This window comes from Thermoanaerobacterium calidifontis (assembly GCF_055381745.1).
In genome coordinates, this window is the sequence record NZ_AP042436.1 from 664993 (window position 1) to 684775 (window position 19783).

The following is a 19783-nucleotide window of genomic DNA, read 5'->3' on the forward strand; positions in this document are numbered from 1 at the left end:
AGGGAGGAAACTTCAATGGGTATCGCTAAAACTTTAGGAAGTAGAAGCTTTTTCTGGGGAATTGGTGTTGCTGCATTAAGTTATATTTTATTTCCAAAAGCAAAAGAGAAAGTGAAGCCAGTTCTAATAAATGGTGTAAAAAGCACTTATGATATGGCTGATAAGGCATCTTCAGTAATCAATAAAGGCAAAGACAGAATAGCAAAAATGTTTAACGACAATGAGAGAAACGGCGTTGAAGGTGAAAACTTGTATCAAAGTGAAATAGACAGCTTAGAAGAAGAGAGAGAAAAGGCTATAAAAGAAGTAAATGAGCTTAAAAGCAGGATAGAGATGTTAGAAAGTGAATTAAGTAGATTAAAAACTGCTGAATGATTAAAAAACCCAACTAAACGTTGGGCTTTTTTTAGTGTAAATTAACTTTATTAAAATATTGAAAAAAGTTAAAGAATGTAGTATCATGTTATTAAGATGACAATGAATATGAAAGGAATGTGTACTATGGATGCTAATACAGCTTCGCTAAAAATCGAAGAACTGCTTTTATATGCTTTGAAGCATGGCATGATAGAAGGTACAGATTATATCCAATGTCGCAATTCATTGATGGATTTGTTTGAGATACAGGAGCCATACAATGGCATTGTAGATGATATAGATTTAGACGATCCACACGATATTCTCGATTCTCTTTTAGATTATGCATACGAAAAAGGTTTTTTTAAGGAAAATACGATTACAAATAGAGATCTTTTTGATACGAGGATTATGGGTTTATTGATGCCGAGACAGTCTGAAGTTATAAGAAAGTTTAATGACATAAAAAGATCATGGGGTATTGAAAGAGCCACAGACTATTTTTACAGCTTATCAAAAGATTCATATTATATACGGATGGATAGAATTGCAAAAAATAAATACTGGAGGACAGATACAGAGTACGGCAGTTTAGAGATTACAATCAACCTTTCAAAGCCGGAAAAAGATCCAAAAGACATAGCGGCGGCTAAAGCATTAAAAGAGACAAATTATCCTAAGTGCCTTTTATGCCTGGAAAATGTAGGCTTTAGCGGTAACCTAAATCATCCAGCAAGACAAAATCACAGGGTAATACCAGTAAAGGTTGCAGATGAGCAGTGGTATTTTCAGTATTCGCCTTATGTTTACTACAATGAGCATTGCATATTGTTTTACGAAAAGCATGTGCCGATGCAAATATCAGAAAAGACGTTTATAAGGTTATTGGATTTTATAGATCAGTTTCCACACTATTTTATAGGTTCTAATGCTGATTTGCCGATAGTAGGTGGCTCCATCTTATCCCATGAGCACTTTCAAGGTGGGCGCCATGTATTTCCTATGGAGGAAGCAAAGGTAGAAGAGTGGTATAAAAGTGAAATGTTTAAAGATGTAGATGTGGGAATCTTGAAGTGGCCTCTATCAGTAATAAGGCTTTCAAGCAAAAACAGAGATGGATTGCTGAAGGCGTCATCCATGATTTTAAGAGAGTGGAGAAATTACAGCGATCCATCTGTTGATATAATAGCTTATAGCACAGTTGGTAGTGAGAAGGTACCACATAATACAATAACACCTATTGCGAGGAAAAATGGTGATAGCGCGTATGAGATGGATTTAGTCTTGAGAAACAACCGCACTACTGATGAGTACCCTTATGGTATTTTTCATCCACATGAGGAACTTCACCATGTAAAGAAGGAAAATATAGGGCTTATTGAAGTTATGGGGCTTGCTGTGCTTCCTGGAAGGCTAAAAAAAGAACTTGATGAGATAGAAATGATATTATCCGGTGACAGAAAATACGACAAAAAAGAGATTTCTGCAGATGATCCGCTTTTTAAGCATGTACCATGGATTGATGAGCTTGTAAATAAATACGGTGTGAATCTTAAGAGGGAAGAGGCAGAAGTAATAGTAAAAGACGAGGTAGGTGAAATTTTCTTAAAAGTGCTGCTGGATGCAGGCGTATTTAAGCGTGATGAGAAGGGGAAAGCGGCATTTGATAAGTTTTTAGATAGCATACATTTTAAAAAAATTTAATAAAGGAGAGGAATTAAATGGCAACAAAAATTGTGGAAGAATTTAAAAGAATCTACGGCAGTAACGAAGGAGTAAGGCTATTCTATTCGCCAGGCAGGGTAAATTTAATAGGGGAGCACACAGATTACAATGGTGGATATGTATTCCCATGCGCTCTTGACTTTGGAACGTTTATGGCCATAAGAATGAGGGATGATGGAAAGGTACGCCTTTCTTCACTAAACTTCGATCTTAAAGTCGAAGTGGACATAAACGAATTAATCTATGATAAAAAAGATGATTGGGCAAATTATCCAAAAGGTGTATTAAAAGTTTTGCAAGATGAAGGTTATAAGCTAAGAGGGTTTGAAGCGCTATACGAAGGGAACATACCAAATGGAGCAGGACTTTCTTCTTCTGCATCCATAGAACTTGTGACTGGTGTGGCTATGAATGAAATTTTAAATTTGGGAATTGATAGAGTTGAATTAGTTAAAATGTGTCAAAAAGCTGAAAATAATTTTGTCGGCGTCAATTGCGGTATAATGGATCAATTTGCTGTAGGAATGGGCAAAGCTGACTATGCTATATTTTTAAAATGTGATACAATTGATTATAAATACGTTCCACTTAAATTAGATGGCTATAGGATAGTTATATCGAATACAAATAAGCGAAGGGGGCTTCAAGATTCTAAGTACAACGAGAGAAGGAGTCAGTGTGAGGCTGCATTAAGCTACCTTAAGAAAGAATTGGATGTAGACAATCTTGGGCAGGTTACACTGGAAGAATTCGATAAGTACAAATACTTGATACCGGATGATGTGTTAGTAAAGAGGGCAAGACACATTGTGACAGAAGATGAGAGAGTTTTAGATGCTGTTGAAGCGTTAAAAAATAATGACATTAAAAGGTTTGGTCAACTGATGGTACAATCTCACAATTCGTTAAGGGATGACTATGAAGTTACCGGCAAGGAATTGGATGCTTTAGTCGATGAAGCGCTTAAATTAGATTACGTTTTAGGCTCAAGAATGACAGGCGCAGGATTTGGTGGATGTACCGTCAGCATTGTCAAAGAAGAATTTGTAGAAGACTTCATTAGAGAAGTGACGAAAGGATACAAAGAAAGAATAGGTTATGAGCCATCAATGTATGTGACGGGTGTAGGAGACGGAGCAAAAGAAATAAAATAGAAAGGGGTATATATTGTATGTCTATTTTAGTGTGCGGTGGCGCTGGATATATTGGCAGTCATACTGCCTATGAGCTTTTTAAAAGAGGAGAAGATGTAATAGTTGTTGACAATCTCATAACAGGCCATGAAAAAGCGGTAATTGGAGGTAAGCTTTACGTTGGCGATCTTAGAGATAGCGAATTTTTGGACAAAGTTTTTGAAGAAAATGATATAGAAGCTGTCATAGATTTTGCGGCATTTTCTCTGGTGGGAGAAAGCGTCGGTAAACCTCTGGACTATTATGAAAACAATGTGTATGGGACGATGTGCTTATTAAAAAAAATGGTTAAATACGGCGTTAGGAAGATAGTTTTTTCATCAACTGCTGCCACATATGGAGAGCCTGAAAGAATACCGATAAAAGAAGATGACAAGACATTTCCTACGAATCCTTATGGCGAAACTAAATTGGCTGTGGAAAAGATGCTAAAGTGGTGTGACAATGCTTATGGGATAAAGCATGTTGTGCTTAGGTATTTTAATGTGGCTGGCGCCGATGAAAGTGGAGTCATAGGAGAAGATCATAATCCTGAAACACATCTTATACCGCTAATATTGCGAGTGCCATTAGGGAAAAGAGAGTTCATAGAAATCTACGGGGATGACTACGACACAAAAGATGGTACTTGTGTAAGAGATTATATACACGTTACAGACCTTGCTGATGCCCACATCTTGGCATTAGATAAGCTAAGAAGGGATAGCAGTAGTGCAATATACAACCTGGGAAATGGAGAAGGGTTTACAGTCAAGGAAGTGGTTGAAACAGCAAGAAAGGTGACCGGACATCCTATACCAGCGAAAATTGCCGCAAGGCGACCGGGAGATCCTGCAAAATTGGTAGCATCATCGGAAAAGATTATAAATGAGTTAGGCTGGAATCCTAAGCACAATTCACTTGAGGAGATTATAGAGTCTGCGTGGAAATGGCATAAATCAAATCCTTATGGATTTGGCGATAAATAGAGGTGGTAATTTTGGCAGATTTGATTCCAGTAAGTTACAAATTATTAAAGGGCATGAATGAAAGTCTCATATTGAATGTGATACGTCACAACAAATACGTATCAAGGTCTGAAATAGCAAAGATAACGAATTTGACGCCACCTACAGTTACGAATATCATAAACAAGCTTTTAGAGGACGGACTTGTGAAAGAAGACAAATTAGGAGAATCCAGCGGTGGAAGGCCGCCTGTCATATTGAAGATAAACAATGAAGCTTTTGATATAATCGTTATAATAATCGGGACAGATATAATGGAAGAGTACCTGTTGGACGCTGAACTTACCACAAAAGAATCAAAAGTTGACAACATAAAAAAGGAAGATTCGGAAAGCATATTCAAGCTTTTATTCGATAGAATAAGGCATTTAAAAGATATTTCAAAGAAAGAGATAGCTGGGATCGGCATAGTAGTTAGAGGTCCTGTAAAGTCAAGCGAAGGTATATCCGTATTTTCTCCTAATATAGGGTGGAGAAATGTGCCTATAAAGGACATGATAGAAAAAGAATTTGGAATTCCTACGTTTGTTGAAAATGACGTCAGAGCCATGGCTTTAGGGGAATTCTACAACGGAATTGCTAAAAATGTCGGCAATGTTGTGTTTTTAAAAGTAGGACATGGAATAGGTTCAACAATAATATTGGATGGCAAAATATACAGAGGAATTAACGACATGGCTGGTGAGATAGGACATACTACAATCGACGTTGCCGGTCCTAAATGCAGTTGCGGCAATTACGGATGTTTTGAAGCTTTGGCATCTGAGAAAGCATTGGTAAACAATGTGGTAAAAAGAATAAAAGAGGGATCTTATTCTCTTGTGTCTGAATACGTCAACGGAGACTTGGAAAATATAACAACCAGATTTGTGTACAAAGCCGCGGAAGAAGGGGATGAAGTTGCTTTATCTGAGTTAAACAAAATCGCTATTTACTTAGGCATAGGCATTGCGAATATAGTTAATGTCTTTAGCCCAGAGTTGGTGCTCATATCAGGTGGAATAGTGAGAGGTCGAAAGTTTATAGAAGACGTTGTATTGGAGACTATTAAAAAGAGATCTTTTGAAGCAAATTATTCATCCTGCAGCATTGCCTTTTCAAATCCAGATTATAATACAGCCTTGATGGGTATATCAAATATAATATTAGATAGTATTTTGTAATGCTATCTAATATTTTTTTGTCATTGAAAATTCTCAGCATACCATTTATAATTGAAGTATAGACTGATATAGGAGAGGTAAACGATGTTTGGAAATTTTTTTAATAGAATGTACTATGGCGATCCACATAGACCCGATTTAAAAGCTGATGATATTCCTAAGAAGGGTATGTCTTTGTTTCTTGACATTTTAAAAAACAACTTCTGGCAACTTATAAGCCTTAATCTTTTATTGATTGTGTCGTGCATACCTATCGTGACGATAGGACCTGCTTTGGCTGGATTCAATAATGTGCTTAGGAATCATGCACTTAATAGAAATGTATGGCTTTGGAATGATTTCAAAGACGGGTTTGTTAAGAATTTCAAGCAAAGCTTTATAATTACGTTGATAAACGCTTTAGCAGCTTTTATATTAATCAATAATTACAAAATTTATTCTTCATACAGTACAGGCTTTATAAAAATTGCGGGCAGCTATATTACCATATTTATTGGCTTTATACTTGTTCTCATGAATGTGTATATTTATCCTTTGATGGTTACGTATGATTTAAAGATAAAGCATATATATAAAAATGCTTTGATATTTTCAATCATAAAGTTGCCTCAGACGATAGGCATAGTGCTATTAAGCTTATTATTGTTTGGACTTTGCATTTTATTTGCGTTCATTCCGCTTATTGTCATCGGATTTAGCTTAGTTGGGCTTGCCATAAACGTATATGATAGAGGTGTGTTTGAGAAGTACATTGACAGCAGAGTCAACCAAGAAAACAAAAAAATGGAAGATGAACCTGAAGATCAGTAGGATGTATAAAATCTTCCATAATGGATAATATAACTAACGTTAGCTTATATTACACGTTATGGAAGGAGCAAAATATATATGGAAAATAAGGAAAGCTTAATGAAAGTTTTATCAAATGGCATAAGCAGTGAATCGCTGGCGATTGAACAGTACATGGCTGATTTAGACAAGATTCGCAATCCTTACGTGAGAAATATCTTTAAGAAAATCTTGTCTGATGAGAAATCACATCAAAATAGCTTTAAGAGAGCTTATGATTTTTTTGGTAAGACTCGCAACAATGAGCTTACATGGCAAGACAATGTATTGATGAGATTTAAAATGTTAGGCAATTTTATGGGTACAAATACTACAAAAGGTTTTTTATTGGGGATAAGTGCTGCTTTTATACTTGCATCTATAGGTCCAAATATAAAAAGGGCTTTGAAGCCAGTAGCTGTTGGTGCTGTCTCTGGTGCAATGACATTGTCTGAAAAGATGAAGAATTTAGCAGATGCAGCGAAACAGAACATCGATGGCATAGCAAAAGATGCTGTAAAATACAAAGACGAGCAGTTGTCAAAAATGAGAAGTGATAGCGATGAGATTGCAAAAAGCATCATAGAAGAGCTGCAGAATCAAAGGGATGCAGCCTTAAAAGAAGCACAAGATTTAAAAGCCAGGATGGATGCATTAGAAAAAGAAATAAGTGAACTTAGTAAAAATAAAGAGTGATATGGAATGTTTAATGTGAATATAGATAGAGTAAGAGGTGAATCTTATGAAAAAGCCTTTTGCTCTTTTTTTAATTTTATTGATTGTTGTTTTTTTAGTCACATGGCCATATTACATGTACTTGTATGAAACAGGCAAAATAAACTTTACACAGACAGATGATGAAGATTACAGGGGGATAATTACATTTTGCGATTTTCCCCATTGGTCAACCGATGATCCTATTGGTTTTAATTTTATAAAGAAAAAGATACAGGATTTCGAATATTTGCATCCAGGGATTATAATTGAATTTGAGCCAATTAGAAATGGAAATTTTTATTATGATGTCAATGATATAATTGGCACGGATAAACCTGATATAATCCCTATAACTTCAGACAGTCCATTTATTTACAATGATAAATTAGAGCCACTTGACAAATTTTTTGGTAAAAGTTATAAGAATTCATTAAAAGAAGATGTCCTCAATGGATTTATGTATAATAATAGTGTTTATGGCATTCCTTTAGGGATGTACACAAGTGTCCTTTACATAAACAGTGATTTGTTCAGCAAAAAAGAAGTGGAAGTTCCTCAAAATGGAGAGTGGAGCTACGAAGAGTTTCTAGATGATATGGCTAAGCTTACATATCAAGAAGGCAAAAAAGAAAAAAAGGATTTCTATGGAATAACTATGTATATGGAAAGAAGCTATAATCTTTGGGGGTTTTTGATGGCAGACGGTTTAAATATAATCAACGATAAAGGGACAGTTTCCTTTAAGGGGCTGCAGGCGGAGTCTGGCATTAAAAAATTGATAGAATTGTACGCAAAAAGTGCGATAGATCCTGTGTCTTTTGGTGGTGATTACAGCAAAGTGTGGGATAGTTTTACAGTCAATAAAGAAAGCGCTGTCTTGGTCGATGAAAGTTACAAAGTCCAATACCTCAAATATCTTGAAAATAAGAATAAACTTTTTCAGTTTGATATTGCGTTGTATCCAGAAGGAGATGGCGATGTGCCTATCACAATATCTCCAAAAATTTACGGTTATGGCATCACAAAGCAGAGCGACAAAAAGAAATTGGATATGGCGTTTAGATTTGTAAAATTTATTGCAGATTCTCAAGAAAGCGTAGAGAAAATAGGGTTTATACCAGTCAAAAAGGATGTACCTATAACCGACGAAATTATGAAAAAAATTGACATGGCAGTGAAATACACTGATAATATACCGAAGAATTGGCATGACAAAAATATCATGTTTAATAAAGCATTAATAGATGGATTAAAAAATAAAGAAAGCGAGAAAATGATTTTGGAAAAAATCCAAAAAGCATTAAATTAGTAGCGGCTGTTTATCGTCTTTTTCGTAATCAAAACCATCTTTGCCGTGAATTTATTGTTGCGAAGCCGCTTAAATCCTTCAGGGTGAAATATGCCCAAAAGAAAGCTTTCATAATGGGTTATTATGAATCTTTCAAGAGGTGATTTCATGTCCATTACTTCAAAGCCAAGCATTTCCACACCTTGATTGAAAAGTGTGTATCCCATAAATACATTTACATCTTCGAAATCATGATTTTCATTGATGTAAGCTTTTAATGCTTTTAAAGATTTTTTAAACCTTTTTAGTGCTATGATGCCAATAGCAATAGGTGAACTGCTGCTGGAGGTTATTTCTGTAAGGACTTTATTGTTTAAGTGAAGCTCAGCAAATTTATCGCCTCTATCTAAAACTGTGCCATCTTTCAGCACGATCCTCTTACCTCTGTATTTTTTTAATGCGATTCTTATTTCAGAGTCGTCTCCACCTACTGTATGGATATTATTTAATTTTGCAAATACAAGTTCCCACAAAGACCAAATATACATAAAAATCTTCTTCATAATGATTACCCCGTTTACGAAAAGATAAATTTATTTATGTCTACAATCTCTAAGTTCTTCTCTTTTATTCCACTTATTATCTTATCAAGAGCTATAAGCATTGTCTCAGGAGCTTCTTTGTCTGACCCTATGTTGTCGCTGCTGTCGTGAAATATTAAAATGTTTCCGCCCTTTACTTTGTTTAATACGCGATTTACTATCAGATTTGGGTCTTTTACTTTCCAATCCCAGCTCATGTAACTCCATAAAATTATTTTGATGCCTAATTTTTTTGAGTACCGGTAGATAAAAGTTGTAAACAATCCCCATGGTGGTCTATAATATGAAGGATACTTTCCGGTAATCTGAGAGATAATTTCAACCGATTTTAATAATTCCTTGTACGTAGCAATAGGTCCTAAAAACCAGTTTATGTGATGCTTATAACCGTGTATGCCTATCTCATGACCTCTATTTACGATTTCTTTGGCTAAATCTGGATACTTCTCAACTTTGTCTGCCAACAAAAAAAAGCACGCTTTAACATTGTATTTATCCAGAAGGGACAAAAGTGTAGGCGTGTATTCGGGATCTGGACCGTCATCAAAAGTAATCGCTATCCATGGCACTTTCTTTTTTCTGCTTGTATAGATTACATTGTAATGGAAAATACGGCCCAGCATGGTAGGAAGCAGTGCTACTAAGACTAAGTAAAGTATGTAAATTTTTATCATGAATTTTATCATTCCGCTAATTTCCCCCTTACAATAAGATTATATACGTAAAAAATGAATCTTACAAGTTTATAGAGCTTGAAATGAATGCTAATGCTATTTTGCTTGAAGAATTTAGAAAAAAAATTTATAATAAAAGAGGCGAATTTAACTTAATTGAGAGGATTGTTTAGATGATGAATCATTTTATAAAAAAATTTGTAGCAATTATTGTGACAATGCTTATCTCTGTATCCGTTGTAGGGTGTGGCAACAACGATCAACAGTATACACGTACTGATTTTATGATGGATACTGTCATGCAAGTTACTGCATACGGCAGAAATGCCAAAAAAGCAGTTGACGAGTCCATGAACAAATTGAAAGAAATCGACAACCTTATGAGCAGCCAGAAAAGCGGTAGCGACATACAAAAGATAAACGACAATGCTGGTGTAAAGTATGTGAAAGTAAATCCAGAGACATTTTACGTCATAAAGACGGCTTTAAAGTACAGCAAAATAAGTGGTGGATATTTCGATATAACTATCGCTCCGTTGGTGAATTTATGGGGTATCGGCACTGATCATGCCCATGTTCCGACGGAAAGCCAAATTAAGGATGCCATGAAATACATAAACTACAAAGACGTCTTGCTGGACGAAAAGAACGATGAAGTTAAATTAAGCAGAAAAGGCATGGCAATCGATTTGGGAGGAATTGCTAAAGGCTTTGCTGCTGATGAACTGGAAAATATCATGAAAGAAAATGGTGTAAAGCACGCGCTTATAAATTTAGGCGGCAGCAGCGTATACCTTTATGGTTCAAAGCCAGATGGCTCCAATTGGAATATAGGAATACAGAATCCTTTTGGAGATAAGGGTACGTATTTCGCCATTGTTTCAGGCAAAGATATGCTTATTGACACATCTGGCAATTATGAAAGATATTTTATTCAAAACGGAAAAAGATACCATCACATATTAAATCCTTTTACAGGGTATCCTGCAGAAAGCGGCGTCGTCAGTACAACAATAGTTTCTACTAATATTAAATCTATTGATGCTGATGCGTTATCTACAATCACCTTTATTTTAGGTGTTGATAAAGGGATGAAATTGATAGAGAGTATGCCTGGTGTTGATGCGATTTTTGTTACACCGGACTATAAGGTATATGCAACATCAGGACTTAAAGGCAAATTAAAGATAACAGATTCGAGGTTTAAGCTGTATGAAAATAGGTGATAAGATTTTAATAGGAGTGCTTTTGATTATTTCTTTTGCTTCTGCCTATTTTACTTATGACAAGGCGCTATCAAGAACTGGCACAGATGTTGTAATTGAAGTAAATGGTTCTAAGTACCAAGAATTGCCTTTAAATGTTGATAAAACAGTGACAATTCACAATGGCCAGCATTTAAATGTGGTTGAGATAAAAGATGGTAAGGTAAGAATGGAAGAAGCCAATTGTCCAGATCAGATATGTGTCAAAACAGGCTGGATAGAAAAAGAAGGCCAGCAGATAGTATGTCTCCCTAATAGAGTAGTGGTGAGAGTTACAGGTGGCAAAAAAGGAGAAGTAGACGACGTAGTATATTAAATAGCCGCACACTTTAAGATGTACGGCTATTTTTTTATCATTAGATATCTTAATGTGTTTGAGAGTATGTCTTTTACAACAGGTGCTGCAATTTCGCCACCCATATGGCCATTTTTAGTAGGATTTCTTATGACTACTAAGACGGCTACTTGAGGGTTGTCCACAGGTGCAAATGCAGCGAAAGATGCTGTGTATTTACCGGGTGAGTAATTTTCAGTTGTGCCTGATTTTCCTCCTACAGTAAAGCCAGGTATTTGACATGCTGTTCCTGTACCCTCATCGACGACTTTTTTAAGCAGTTCTTTCATTGTGTTTGACGTGTCCTGCGATATAACTTGCCTTATGACTTGAGGTTTAAATTCTTTTATGACTTTATCACCTGATTTTATTTCTTTTACTATATTTGGCTTCATCAAGTATCCACCATTTATAGTTGCTGAAAAAGCATCTATCATTTGAAGTGGTGTTACTGCTATGCCTTGTCCAAAAGACATGGATGCAAGGTCTACAGGATGAACGTTTTTCTCTGGTATTATCATGCCAGACGCTTCCCCCGGAAGCTGTATTCCGGTTGGGCTTCCAAATCCAAAGGCATTTATGTACTTGTACAATGTATTTAATTTAAGCCGTTCTACGATTATCTTCATGAATACTGTATCGCTGGACATTGCAACTGCTTGTGAAAAATCGATATTTCCTAATTTTGTCCAGCTATTTATCCTGTGGCCTGATACTATGTAGTAACCTGGATCGTAAAATTGCTCATTTGGCGTGACTAAAGATTCTTCTAATGCAGCAGATGCTGTTACTACTTTAAATACTGATCCTGGTTCGTACAGATAAGACACAGCAGGATTTGACCATGTGTCGATGGAGCTGACCTTATTTGGCTCGTTTGGATCAAAATCAGGAATATTTGCCATGGCTAAGATATCGCCCGTCTTCGGATTCATCACGATTGCTGAAATGCCGTTAGCTGGACTGTAAGTTTCATAAGCTTTTTCTATGGCCGTTTCTGCATATCCTTGAATAACCGAATCGACAGTAAGGACTAAGTCATCGCCTTTTTCTGGTTCGTACAATTTTTCGGGAAGTCCTATTACATGACCTATTTCATCAGTTGTGGCTACTTCTAATCCCGATGTTCCTTTTAAATATTTATCAAATGAGTATTCTAAACCGTATAGACCATTTCCGTCTACACCAGTGAATCCTAATGTCTGTGACAATAGACTGCCGTCAGGATAGCTTCTAATGCTGGTATCTTCTACGTATATGCCTGCAAGGTTTAACTTTTTTATCTTGTTTACATTGTCCAGTGATACATTTTTTTTAAGGACAGTCCACTCAGAATTTTTATTGCTTAGAAGCTTATACAGTGAATCTTTTTTCATGCCTAATAAGCTGTACAATTTGTCTGCGACTGCATCTGGGTGTGTTATATTTTTAGGCGCAGCATATACATCGCCGCCGCTTACATTAGTGGCCAGGATATTTCCATTTGCATCGTAAATAATTCCTCTTTCTGGCTTTAGTACTATCTTGGATGTGGTTTGATTTTTGACGGCCAGTGAATATTTTGGAGCCATTACAATCTGTAGCCATATTAATCTTGCTACAAGACATGCGATTAAAAATAAAAATGTAATTAGTACCAGCAAAATGCGCTTTTTGTTTATTGATGCCAATTGAAAGTATCCCCCTTGTACGTTTATAATTTTATTTTAAATCAATAATGTGCACATTTCAATTAGTTTACATGAATCTGCATTCGATTGGTTTTACATCTAAAGCAAATTCTAAGAAAGATGGCGCTCTCATTTTGAAATTTTCTGACCATTCCATGAATTTAACCTTACATACAATAAAAGGCATTATCCATTGAACATTGTTAATGGCAAGACCGTAAAATTCAGGGTTGACCTTCAGATCATTGGCAACCTCTAAGAACGATGATAATTCTTTTTGCGATATTCCAGATTCTACATTTCCAATGTGCACAAGTTTGTCATCATCGTTGTAAAGGCCCAAGACTAACGCCGTTTTATCTACCTTATAACCCAATATTACAGCGTTTAGTACTATGTGATGTTTGAATTTTTGCCATAGATTACTTCTTTTTCCTAAGTAATATTTTGAGTCTGCCTTTTTAGCCATTACTCCTTCCAGTTGTTTTTTACCAGTTTCCGCAAATAAAGTTTTGCCGTGTTCAAAAATATAATCAGATATCCTTATTAGATTGCTTTCACTGACGATTTTACTTAAGATTTCTTTGCGCTTAATAAGTGGGTAGTTTAATAGTTCTTTTCCATCAACATATATTACATCCCATGTTATAAATATTGCGGGATTGGATTTACTTAAAAGTTCGATTTTTAGTTTGTTTTGCTGGTGTTTTCGCATCATTATGTTTCTGTAGCTTGGTTTATTGTCTTTTATAACGATTAGTTCGCCGTCAAGTATGGCTTCATTTGATTTTAGACATTTATTTACATCTATAAGTTCTGGGAATTGGTGGCTTATATCTACAAGCCTTCGGTCTTGAAGTTTTGTATAAGATGAAAGAAATGCTATTGTCCTTGAACCATCCCATTTGATTTCATATACCCAATTTGGATCGTCAAATACATTTCCTGATACAGCCAGCATAGGAGGGATTTTTTCATCCATCAGGGACATCTTTATGCACCTTTTTTCTTTTTTGATTTTTTTGCCGTGTTTTCTTCTTTTACTGATTCGATGCTGGCTTTTAATGCGCTTACAAGGTCCAGGACATTTTCTTCCTTTGGCGATTCAGGTATTTCAATTTTTCTATCTTGAATTTTCGACTCGATTATTTCGATCAGGGCTTTTCTGTAGTTGTCATCGTACTTTTCGGGAGAAAAATCAGATGTCAGAGTATCTACAAGCTTTATAGCCATTTTCACCTCATTTTCGTGAAGATCTACATTGCGGATAGGTGGAAGTTCGTTTGTGCTTCTTATTTCATCAGGGAAGTGCATTGTTTCCATTACCATATAGTTGTCATTGAAAACTCTTATGCAGGCTAAATCTTGTCTTGATCGTATGACGACTCTTGCAACTGCTACACGGTTTAATTTCTTCATAGAATCTCTTAAAAGTACGTATGGTTTTGCACCTATTTCATCTGGTGCGATGTAGTATGTCTTATCGAAATATATGGGATCTATTTGACTTAAATCTGTAAAATCGATAATATCTATCGTTTTAACTGTTGACTTTGGAATTCTCTCTAAGTCTTCTTCATCTATGATGACAAATTTTCCTGGTTCATATTCGTAACCTTTTACGATTTCTTCATCAGAAACTTCTTTATTGCAAACAGGGCAGATCTTCTCGTATTTTATGGGTGATTTGCAGTCTTTGTGAAGCTGTCTAAAATGTATAGAGTTGTCTTCTGTGGCTGCATACAGTTTTATGGGGATGCTGACAAGGCCGAAACTAATGGCACCTTTCCACATTGAACGCATTTTTTCACCTTCTTTCGATATTCATTAATTAGTATAACCATGAGAAACTCACAATCTTCAGGTAATTTATGGAATGTGGTTGACTTTGATACAATTTGCCTATATAATATTAATTAATTATTAAAAATATAAATTTTTTATTAAATTTATTAAAATAAAATAAAACATGCCTAATCGAAAGAGCGGGGGATATCTTTGGGGTGAATCCGCGTATGCGGTAGGGTTGCTCTTTACCGAACCCGTCAACTAACCTCGTAGGCATAAAGAGAGGATGAATGAGTTGAATTACAAAAAAATAGTTGCAACAGCAGTAGTGTCAATAACACTTATGCAAGCGCCAAGTGCATTTGCAATGGAGCTTTTGAAATACGGTTCAAGAGGACAAGCGGTGGTTAGCTTGCAGCAAACGTTAAACAGGCTTGGCTATAGCACAGGTGGTATTGACGGAATATTTGGCCGTATGACAAAGAATGCAGTGATTGCACTGCAGAGAAGGTACGGACTATCTCCGGATGGAATTGTAGGACCAGCTACAGAGGCTGTATTAAATAGGACGACTGTAACTGGCGTTTCATCAAGGGGTGGCTATGAGCGCCCATCAAATTTTGACGTAGTAAGCATTGCAGAAAGATATCTTGGAGTGCCCTATGTTTTTGGTGGTACTACACCTGCAGGTTTTGATTGCTCTGGATTTGTTCAATACGTGTTTAGGCAGGCTGGAAAAAGCATTGGTAGAACTACGTATGACCAGTATGCAGGTGGTAGAGTTGTAAGCTTATCTGAACTTCAGCCAGGCGATATATTGTTTTTCTCTACATCAGGCGGTGGTCCTACGCACGAAGGTATATACATAGGTGATAACCGCTTAATACACATGAGCGATTCACTTGGTAAGGCTGCTATTGCGGATTTTAGCGGTTGGTTTAGGACGTACTATATTGGTGCAAGAAGGTATTATTAAGGTTAAAAGAGAGCATCTATATAGAGGCGTATATGTTTTTTGATTTAACATATGCGCCTCTTTTATTTTTAGAAGTTCAATAAAGTCTTAAATGGAAATCTTTGCTTTGCTGACAAGTAATGCCACAAATAACTGATTATTATAAATTTTCTGCGATGACTTTTTATAACTCGCAATTACCAAAACGTTTGTTCGTTTAATATAATTAAGGCACAGTGCTGCACTGAAAGGGACCGGTCCTCACTTTATGTGAGGTGTGTAGTAGATGATAAGTTATAATGAACTGTGCTTTAAGGCTAAAAGTGGTGATAAAGATTCTGTCTATGAGATTTTAAAAAAGTTTCATCCTCTTTTGATAAAATTAGCAAAAAAGTTTCCATACGACAGTTTTGATGATATGCTTCAGGACGGAAGAGAAGTGCTTATTGCTGCTATCTATCAGTTTGATGAGAAAAAAGGCAAAGAATTCATAGCATATGGAAGTATGCAGCTTAAATTTTACTTTTTAAATGCCTACAGGAAGAAAAAATCTTTTCTTTCTTTGAATGCAAAGGCAGATGATGATGAAGATGAAATCATCGATTTGATGGTAGCCGATGAACTTACTCCGGAAGAAAAATTTTTTAATGATGTCATGAGAAATGATTTAAAGGAAGCTTTGAATAGACTTACTGCAAAGCAGAAAAACATAATAATGCTTTACTTTTTCGAAAGGAAGACACTTGTTGAAATATCAAAAGAATTGGGAGTAGGTTACCAGAGTGTTGTTAAACTTAAAGACAGGGCTTTAGATAGATTAAGATTTTTGATAAAAAATGATATAATTATGTAAAACGGCTTGAAAGGATGATGTATACTTGGAAGCTAAAAATCTCGGCATAAATGAAGAATTATTCAAAGAAATAATCGAGTTGAATCAAAAAGCCCAGTTTCACAATCTAATCGGCATGGAGATTGCTGAGCTTGGCAGTGGTAGAGTGACGATGGAAATGACGATTTCCGAGAAACATCTAAATATCTTTGAGATTGCTCACGGCGGTGTACTTTTTTCTCTCATGGATACAGCTATGGGAATTGCCGCAAAGACGATGGGGAAAAACATGGTGACTCTGGAGATGAATATAAACTATATAAAGCCCTTAAAAGCCAAAGACAGAATCAAGGCAATAGGGAAGATCATCCACATGGGCAAGACGACTGCTGTTGCAGTATGTGATGCATACAATCAGGATGGCAAGCTTGTGGGATCTTCCCGCGAGACATTTTACTGCATAGATTAAATGGTATACAATAAAAATAAGATGAAAGGAGGCTGTGAAAATGAATTTTGATAGCTTTTTGTACAATACAAGACCTTTTTTAAATTATCTGTTTGATTTTTATAGCAATTTAGATGACATGAAGTTAAGCACCGTCATAAAAGATGCTGGAAATGCTGACAATGTGTCGATTATCGTCGTTGACATGATAAACGGTTTTTGCAAAAGTGGGGCTTTGTCAAGTCCTCGAATAGGAGGGATTATAGAACATATAAAGAGCCTCATTAAAGCTTCGTACAGGATGGGCATAAAGAATGTGATGTTTGTAAATGATGCCCATGCGAAAGGTGCAACAGAATTTGCTGCTTATCCAGAGCACTGTATCAAAGGAACAGATGAAAGCCGTATCGTAGAGGAGCTTTTAGAGGTAGTCAAAGACAAGCCAAATGTGTACGAGAAAAATTCGTTAAATGTGTTTTTCGGCGGAGAAGATGGTGATGGAAATAAGTTCTTGAGAAAGATATTTGATATGATAAAAGGAGGCAAATCTACATTTATTATCGTAGGCAATTGCACTGATTTGTGTGTATATCAGACAGCGATTTCTATAAAGATGATTGCAAACGCCAATAATTTAAGCGCCAATGTGATTGTGCCTGAAAATTGTGTTGAGACTTACGATATAAGCGTGAAGACAGCGGAAAGGCTTAAAATAGTTCCACACGATGGTGACTTAACGCATACTATGTTTCTATACCACATGAAGCTTAATGGCATAAATATCGTAAAAGAACTGCTGGAAGAATAAAATAAAAAGTTTTAAAGAGCTCTTTAACGTATAAAGGGCTCTTTTTATTAATAAATATTTATAAGATATTTATATTTTATTTATCAGTTGTAATGCTTTTGTAATATTGATAATATATAATGGATTTATAGAAAAATGGCTGTTTTAGATGAATGATGAAGAATTTTGTTGCAAATTGCTTTTTATTGTGAGGGATCTTAGGAGGGGATTTCAGTGCCAAAACCTTTAAACGAAAACGCAAGATACATGGCAGGACTTGACGGACTACGTGCTTTAGCTGTGCTTGCTGTCATTGGATATCATCTTAATCTGACTTTTTTGCAGGGTGGTTTTTTTGGCGTCAGCATATTTTTTGTGTTGTCAGGGTACTTGATAACAAATATAATTGCATCAGAATGGGAGAAAAACAATAAAGTTGATTTAAAAAATTTTTGGAAGCGCAGAATGTTGAGGTTGTTTCCAGCTCTTTTTATTATGGTAATTGTAGTCGTCTCTTATGTTACGCTTTTCGATGCTTCAAGGCTTTCATCTATTAAAGGCGATGCTATAACAAGTTTGCTTTATGTCAACAATTGGTGGCTTATATTTCATAAAATATCTTACTTTGCTAAGTTTGGACCACAATCGACGTTTGGCAATCTATGGTCACTGGCTGTTGAAGGACAGTTTTACCTTATTTGGCCGTTAGCATTGATTGTGGCATTTAAGTATATAAAGAAGAAAAAGTATATCTTTGTTATCACTTTGCTGCTTTCTGCGCTTTCTGCTTTAGCAATGGGTATGATGTACATTCCAGGAATGGATCCCAGCCGTGTATATTATGGCACTGATACGCGCGCTTTTGGGCTTCTTTTAGGTTCAGCTTTAGCGTTGATTCTGCCCAGCAACAAATTTTCCAACAATGAAGCTAAAAGAAAAGTATTGATTTATGATATGATTGGCTTTTTGGCAATAGTTTCGATTTTTGCTATGCTTATGTACGTCAATCAATACGATCCGTTTGTATATAGAGGTGGCATGTATTTGCTATCTGTAATAACTGCTGTGGTGGTAGCTGTGTCAGCACATCCTAAAAGCTTGTTGGGGAAAATATTAGGATGCGCTCCATTAAGATGGTTGGGGGCAAGATCGTACGGAGTATATCTTTGGTACTTTCCGGTGCTTATTTTGACGACACCAACTGTGGACACGAAAGGCTTTGATCCTATTCGGGCGCTGCTGCAGGTATTTATGATCATTGTTATTTCTGCCTTTTCATGGAAATACGTGGAGGATCCAATAAGACACGGCGCACTTAAAAAAATCATAAACGACTTAAAATCATTGAGGTTTGAAAAAGGGAAAATACTACCTACACTTAAAACATCTGCTTTAGTTTCATTATCCGTATGCTTAATGGGCACTTTTATTGCAGGTATGAGTGGAATCATACCTGCCAGCGCATCAGTTGCATTAAATTCAGGTTCATCAAATATTGCATCAGATTCACCATCTTATGTAGGAAGTAGTAGCAATATTGGCAGTGATGTGCAGGACTACAATGATAATTTGCCAGATAATAGGAGAGATATTAAGTACTATCCGTATAAAGGCGGAAATTCAAACTCAGCAGTATCAAATAGCGGTGATTCCACAACCAGCAATGTGCAGGATGGAAAGGGTATAGCCATAATAGGTGACTCAATATTGATAGATACAAAGCCTTACTTGGAAGAGATGTTGCCGGGAATCACGATTGATGGCAAAGTAGGAAGACAAATGTATCAAGCAAAAGATGTCGTGAAAAACCTCAAAGCGAAAGGAAAAATAGACACATTGATAGTTGAGTTGGGGACAAATGGGCCTTTCACTGAAGACCAGCTTTTATCGCTTTTAAAGAGCGCAGAACCTGTAAAACGCGTAATATTGGTAAATGTCCGCGTCCCACGCCCTTGGGAAAGCATCGTCAATGAGACGTTGTCAAAAGTGTCTTCAGAATATCCCCACACTACTTTAATTGATTGGTATAAAGCCAGCTATGGACATGATTCATTCTTTTCACCCGATGCGGTTCACTTAGAGCCCAGTGGTGCGAAGTATTTTGCTTCACTTATAGCAAATGCGGTAAAAGAAGAAAATTAAAACGATGT

The 19783-nt window shown here is 36.1% G+C and carries 20 protein-coding genes and 1 riboswitch; of the genes, 15 read left to right on the forward strand and 5 right to left on the reverse strand.

The genetic code is table 11. From position 1 onward, the window contains the following. The first annotated feature begins 15 nt into the window (after nucleotides 1–15). From ACZ42G_RS03375 to ACZ42G_RS03410, 8 genes are all read left to right on the forward strand, one after another. Entirely contained in the window at nucleotides 16–375 is a 360-nt protein-coding gene (locus ACZ42G_RS03375) for a hypothetical protein (protein WP_464851401.1), read from the forward strand. Between the two features lie 126 nt (nucleotides 376–501). After that, nucleotides 502–2061 (forward strand): UDP-glucose--hexose-1-phosphate uridylyltransferase, encoded by a 1560-nt coding sequence (gene galT / locus ACZ42G_RS03380; RefSeq protein WP_464852100.1) that lies wholly within the window; start codon nucleotides 502–504, stop codon nucleotides 2059–2061. Between the two features lie 17 nt (nucleotides 2062–2078). Continuing rightward, the gene (locus ACZ42G_RS03385; protein ID WP_464851403.1) at nucleotides 2079–3236 is read left to right on the forward strand and encodes a galactokinase; all 1158 of its coding nucleotides are present in this window, start codon (nucleotides 2079–2081) and stop codon (nucleotides 3234–3236) included. A gap of 17 nt (nucleotides 3237–3253) precedes the next feature. Next, on the forward strand, nucleotides 3254–4243 hold the full coding sequence (gene galE, locus ACZ42G_RS03390; RefSeq protein ID WP_464851405.1) for a UDP-glucose 4-epimerase GalE: 990 nt from the start codon (nucleotides 3254–3256) through the stop codon (nucleotides 4241–4243). A gap of 11 nt (nucleotides 4244–4254) precedes the next feature. Then, complete coding sequence (locus ACZ42G_RS03395; RefSeq protein WP_464851407.1) at nucleotides 4255–5445, forward strand: ROK family transcriptional regulator; 1191 nt, start codon at nucleotides 4255–4257, stop codon at nucleotides 5443–5445. Nucleotides 5446–5529: 84 nt separating this feature from the next. After that, nucleotides 5530–6255 carry a YesL family protein gene (locus ACZ42G_RS03400; protein ID WP_085112255.1) on the forward strand — a complete coding sequence of 242 codons (726 nt, stop codon included), beginning with the start codon at nucleotides 5530–5532 and terminating at the stop codon, nucleotides 6253–6255. Nucleotides 6256–6333: 78 nt separating this feature from the next. After that, a complete protein-coding gene (locus ACZ42G_RS03405) occupies nucleotides 6334–6969 on the forward strand; it encodes a ferritin family protein (protein WP_464851408.1) in 636 nt (211 codons plus the stop codon). A 46-nt stretch (nucleotides 6970–7015) separates the two neighbouring features. Further along, nucleotides 7016–8299 (forward strand): ABC transporter substrate-binding protein, encoded by a 1284-nt coding sequence (locus ACZ42G_RS03410; protein WP_464851410.1) that lies wholly within the window; start codon nucleotides 7016–7018, stop codon nucleotides 8297–8299. On the opposite strand, the gene ACZ42G_RS03415 is transcribed toward ACZ42G_RS03410, so the two are convergent. Continuing rightward, on the reverse strand, nucleotides 8296–8841 hold the full coding sequence (locus ACZ42G_RS03415; RefSeq protein ID WP_274892371.1) for a YkoP family protein: 546 nt from the start codon (nucleotides 8839–8841) through the stop codon (nucleotides 8296–8298). The genes ACZ42G_RS03410 and ACZ42G_RS03415 overlap by 4 nt on opposite strands. Nucleotides 8842–8855: 14 nt before the next feature. Beyond that, nucleotides 8856–9566, reverse strand: coding sequence for a polysaccharide deacetylase family protein (locus tag ACZ42G_RS03420; protein ID WP_085112251.1), 711 nt, complete (start codon nucleotides 9564–9566; stop codon nucleotides 8856–8858). A 164-nt stretch (nucleotides 9567–9730) separates the two neighbouring features. Here ACZ42G_RS03420 and ACZ42G_RS03425 point away from each other — a divergent pair, with 164 nt between their 5' ends. After that, on the forward strand, nucleotides 9731–10780 hold the full coding sequence (locus ACZ42G_RS03425) for an FAD:protein FMN transferase (protein ID WP_085112373.1): 1050 nt from the start codon (nucleotides 9731–9733) through the stop codon (nucleotides 10778–10780). After that, nucleotides 10767–11135, forward strand: coding sequence for a NusG domain II-containing protein (locus ACZ42G_RS03430; RefSeq protein WP_085112250.1), 369 nt, complete (start codon nucleotides 10767–10769; stop codon nucleotides 11133–11135). Before ACZ42G_RS03425 ends, ACZ42G_RS03430 begins: the two co-directional genes overlap by 14 nt. 26 nt (nucleotides 11136–11161) lie before the next feature. On the opposite strand, the gene ACZ42G_RS03435 is transcribed toward ACZ42G_RS03430, so the two are convergent. The 3 genes from ACZ42G_RS03435 to ku form a co-directional block, all read right to left on the reverse strand. Continuing rightward, nucleotides 11162–12823 (reverse strand): peptidoglycan D,D-transpeptidase FtsI family protein, encoded by a 1662-nt coding sequence (locus ACZ42G_RS03435; protein WP_464851412.1) that lies wholly within the window; start codon nucleotides 12821–12823, stop codon nucleotides 11162–11164. A gap of 67 nt (nucleotides 12824–12890) precedes the next feature. Continuing rightward, nucleotides 12891–13814: an ATP-dependent DNA ligase gene (locus ACZ42G_RS03440; protein ID WP_464851414.1), complete on the reverse strand. Its 924-nt coding sequence runs from the start codon at nucleotides 13812–13814 to the stop codon at nucleotides 12891–12893. A gap of 2 nt (nucleotides 13815–13816) precedes the next feature. Beyond that, complete coding sequence (gene ku, locus ACZ42G_RS03445; RefSeq protein ID WP_085112247.1) at nucleotides 13817–14626, reverse strand: non-homologous end joining protein Ku; 810 nt, start codon at nucleotides 14624–14626, stop codon at nucleotides 13817–13819. Between the two features lie 157 nt (nucleotides 14627–14783). Beyond that, nucleotides 14784–14901: riboswitch (cyclic di-AMP (ydaO/yuaA leader) on the forward strand. Here ku and ACZ42G_RS03450 point away from each other — a divergent pair. From ACZ42G_RS03450 to ACZ42G_RS03470, 5 genes are all read left to right on the forward strand, one after another. Continuing rightward, nucleotides 14898–15587: a C40 family peptidase gene (locus ACZ42G_RS03450; RefSeq protein ID WP_464851416.1), complete on the forward strand. Its 690-nt coding sequence runs from the start codon at nucleotides 14898–14900 to the stop codon at nucleotides 15585–15587. It overlaps the preceding riboswitch by 4 nt. A gap of 265 nt (nucleotides 15588–15852) precedes the next feature. Continuing rightward, nucleotides 15853–16419: a sigma-70 family RNA polymerase sigma factor gene (locus ACZ42G_RS03455; protein WP_464851418.1), complete on the forward strand. Its 567-nt coding sequence runs from the start codon at nucleotides 15853–15855 to the stop codon at nucleotides 16417–16419. 25 nt (nucleotides 16420–16444) lie between these two features. Then, nucleotides 16445–16867, forward strand: coding sequence for a PaaI family thioesterase (locus tag ACZ42G_RS03460; RefSeq protein ID WP_085112244.1), 423 nt, complete (start codon nucleotides 16445–16447; stop codon nucleotides 16865–16867). A 40-nt stretch (nucleotides 16868–16907) separates the two neighbouring features. After that, complete coding sequence (locus ACZ42G_RS03465) at nucleotides 16908–17654, forward strand: cysteine hydrolase family protein (RefSeq protein WP_085112243.1); 747 nt, start codon at nucleotides 16908–16910, stop codon at nucleotides 17652–17654. 213 nt (nucleotides 17655–17867) lie between these two features. Beyond that, nucleotides 17868–19775, forward strand: a complete 1908-nt coding sequence (locus tag ACZ42G_RS03470) for an acyltransferase family protein (protein WP_464851421.1) — start codon at nucleotides 17868–17870, stop codon at nucleotides 19773–19775. Nucleotides 19776–19783 lie beyond the last annotated feature (8 nt).

What these genes read in the sequence shown, in the direction of transcription:
- galT (WP_464852100.1), top strand. Translation starts at nt 502, where the DNA reads ATGGATGCTAATACAGCTTCGCTAAAAATCGAAGAACTGCTTTTATAT.
- ACZ42G_RS03375 (WP_464851401.1), top strand. Translation starts at nt 16, where the DNA reads ATGGGTATCGCTAAAACTTTAGGAAGTAGAAGCTTTTTCTGGGGAATT.
- ACZ42G_RS03400 (WP_085112255.1), top strand. Translation starts at nt 5,530, where the DNA reads ATGTTTGGAAATTTTTTTAATAGAATGTACTATGGCGATCCACATAGA.
- ACZ42G_RS03430 (WP_085112250.1), top strand. Translation starts at nt 10,767, where the DNA reads ATGAAAATAGGTGATAAGATTTTAATAGGAGTGCTTTTGATTATTTCT.
- ACZ42G_RS03415 (WP_274892371.1), bottom strand. Translation starts at nt 8,841, where the DNA reads ATGAAGAAGATTTTTATGTATATTTGGTCTTTGTGGGAACTTGTATTT.
- ACZ42G_RS03410 (WP_464851410.1), top strand. Translation starts at nt 7,016, where the DNA reads ATGAAAAAGCCTTTTGCTCTTTTTTTAATTTTATTGATTGTTGTTTTT.
- ACZ42G_RS03465 (WP_085112243.1), top strand. Translation starts at nt 16,908, where the DNA reads ATGAATTTTGATAGCTTTTTGTACAATACAAGACCTTTTTTAAATTAT.
- ACZ42G_RS03385 (WP_464851403.1), top strand. Translation starts at nt 2,079, where the DNA reads ATGGCAACAAAAATTGTGGAAGAATTTAAAAGAATCTACGGCAGTAAC.
- galE (WP_464851405.1), top strand. Translation starts at nt 3,254, where the DNA reads ATGTCTATTTTAGTGTGCGGTGGCGCTGGATATATTGGCAGTCATACT.
- ACZ42G_RS03405 (WP_464851408.1), top strand. Translation starts at nt 6,334, where the DNA reads ATGGAAAATAAGGAAAGCTTAATGAAAGTTTTATCAAATGGCATAAGC.
- ku (WP_085112247.1), bottom strand. Translation starts at nt 14,626, where the DNA reads ATGCGTTCAATGTGGAAAGGTGCCATTAGTTTCGGCCTTGTCAGCATC.
- ACZ42G_RS03420 (WP_085112251.1), bottom strand. Translation starts at nt 9,566, where the DNA reads ATGATAAAATTCATGATAAAAATTTACATACTTTACTTAGTCTTAGTA.
- ACZ42G_RS03455 (WP_464851418.1), top strand. Translation starts at nt 15,853, where the DNA reads ATGATAAGTTATAATGAACTGTGCTTTAAGGCTAAAAGTGGTGATAAA.
- ACZ42G_RS03440 (WP_464851414.1), bottom strand. Translation starts at nt 13,814, where the DNA reads ATGTCCCTGATGGATGAAAAAATCCCTCCTATGCTGGCTGTATCAGGA.
- ACZ42G_RS03450 (WP_464851416.1), top strand. Translation starts at nt 14,898, where the DNA reads ATGAATGAGTTGAATTACAAAAAAATAGTTGCAACAGCAGTAGTGTCA.
- ACZ42G_RS03425 (WP_085112373.1), top strand. Translation starts at nt 9,731, where the DNA reads ATGAATCATTTTATAAAAAAATTTGTAGCAATTATTGTGACAATGCTT.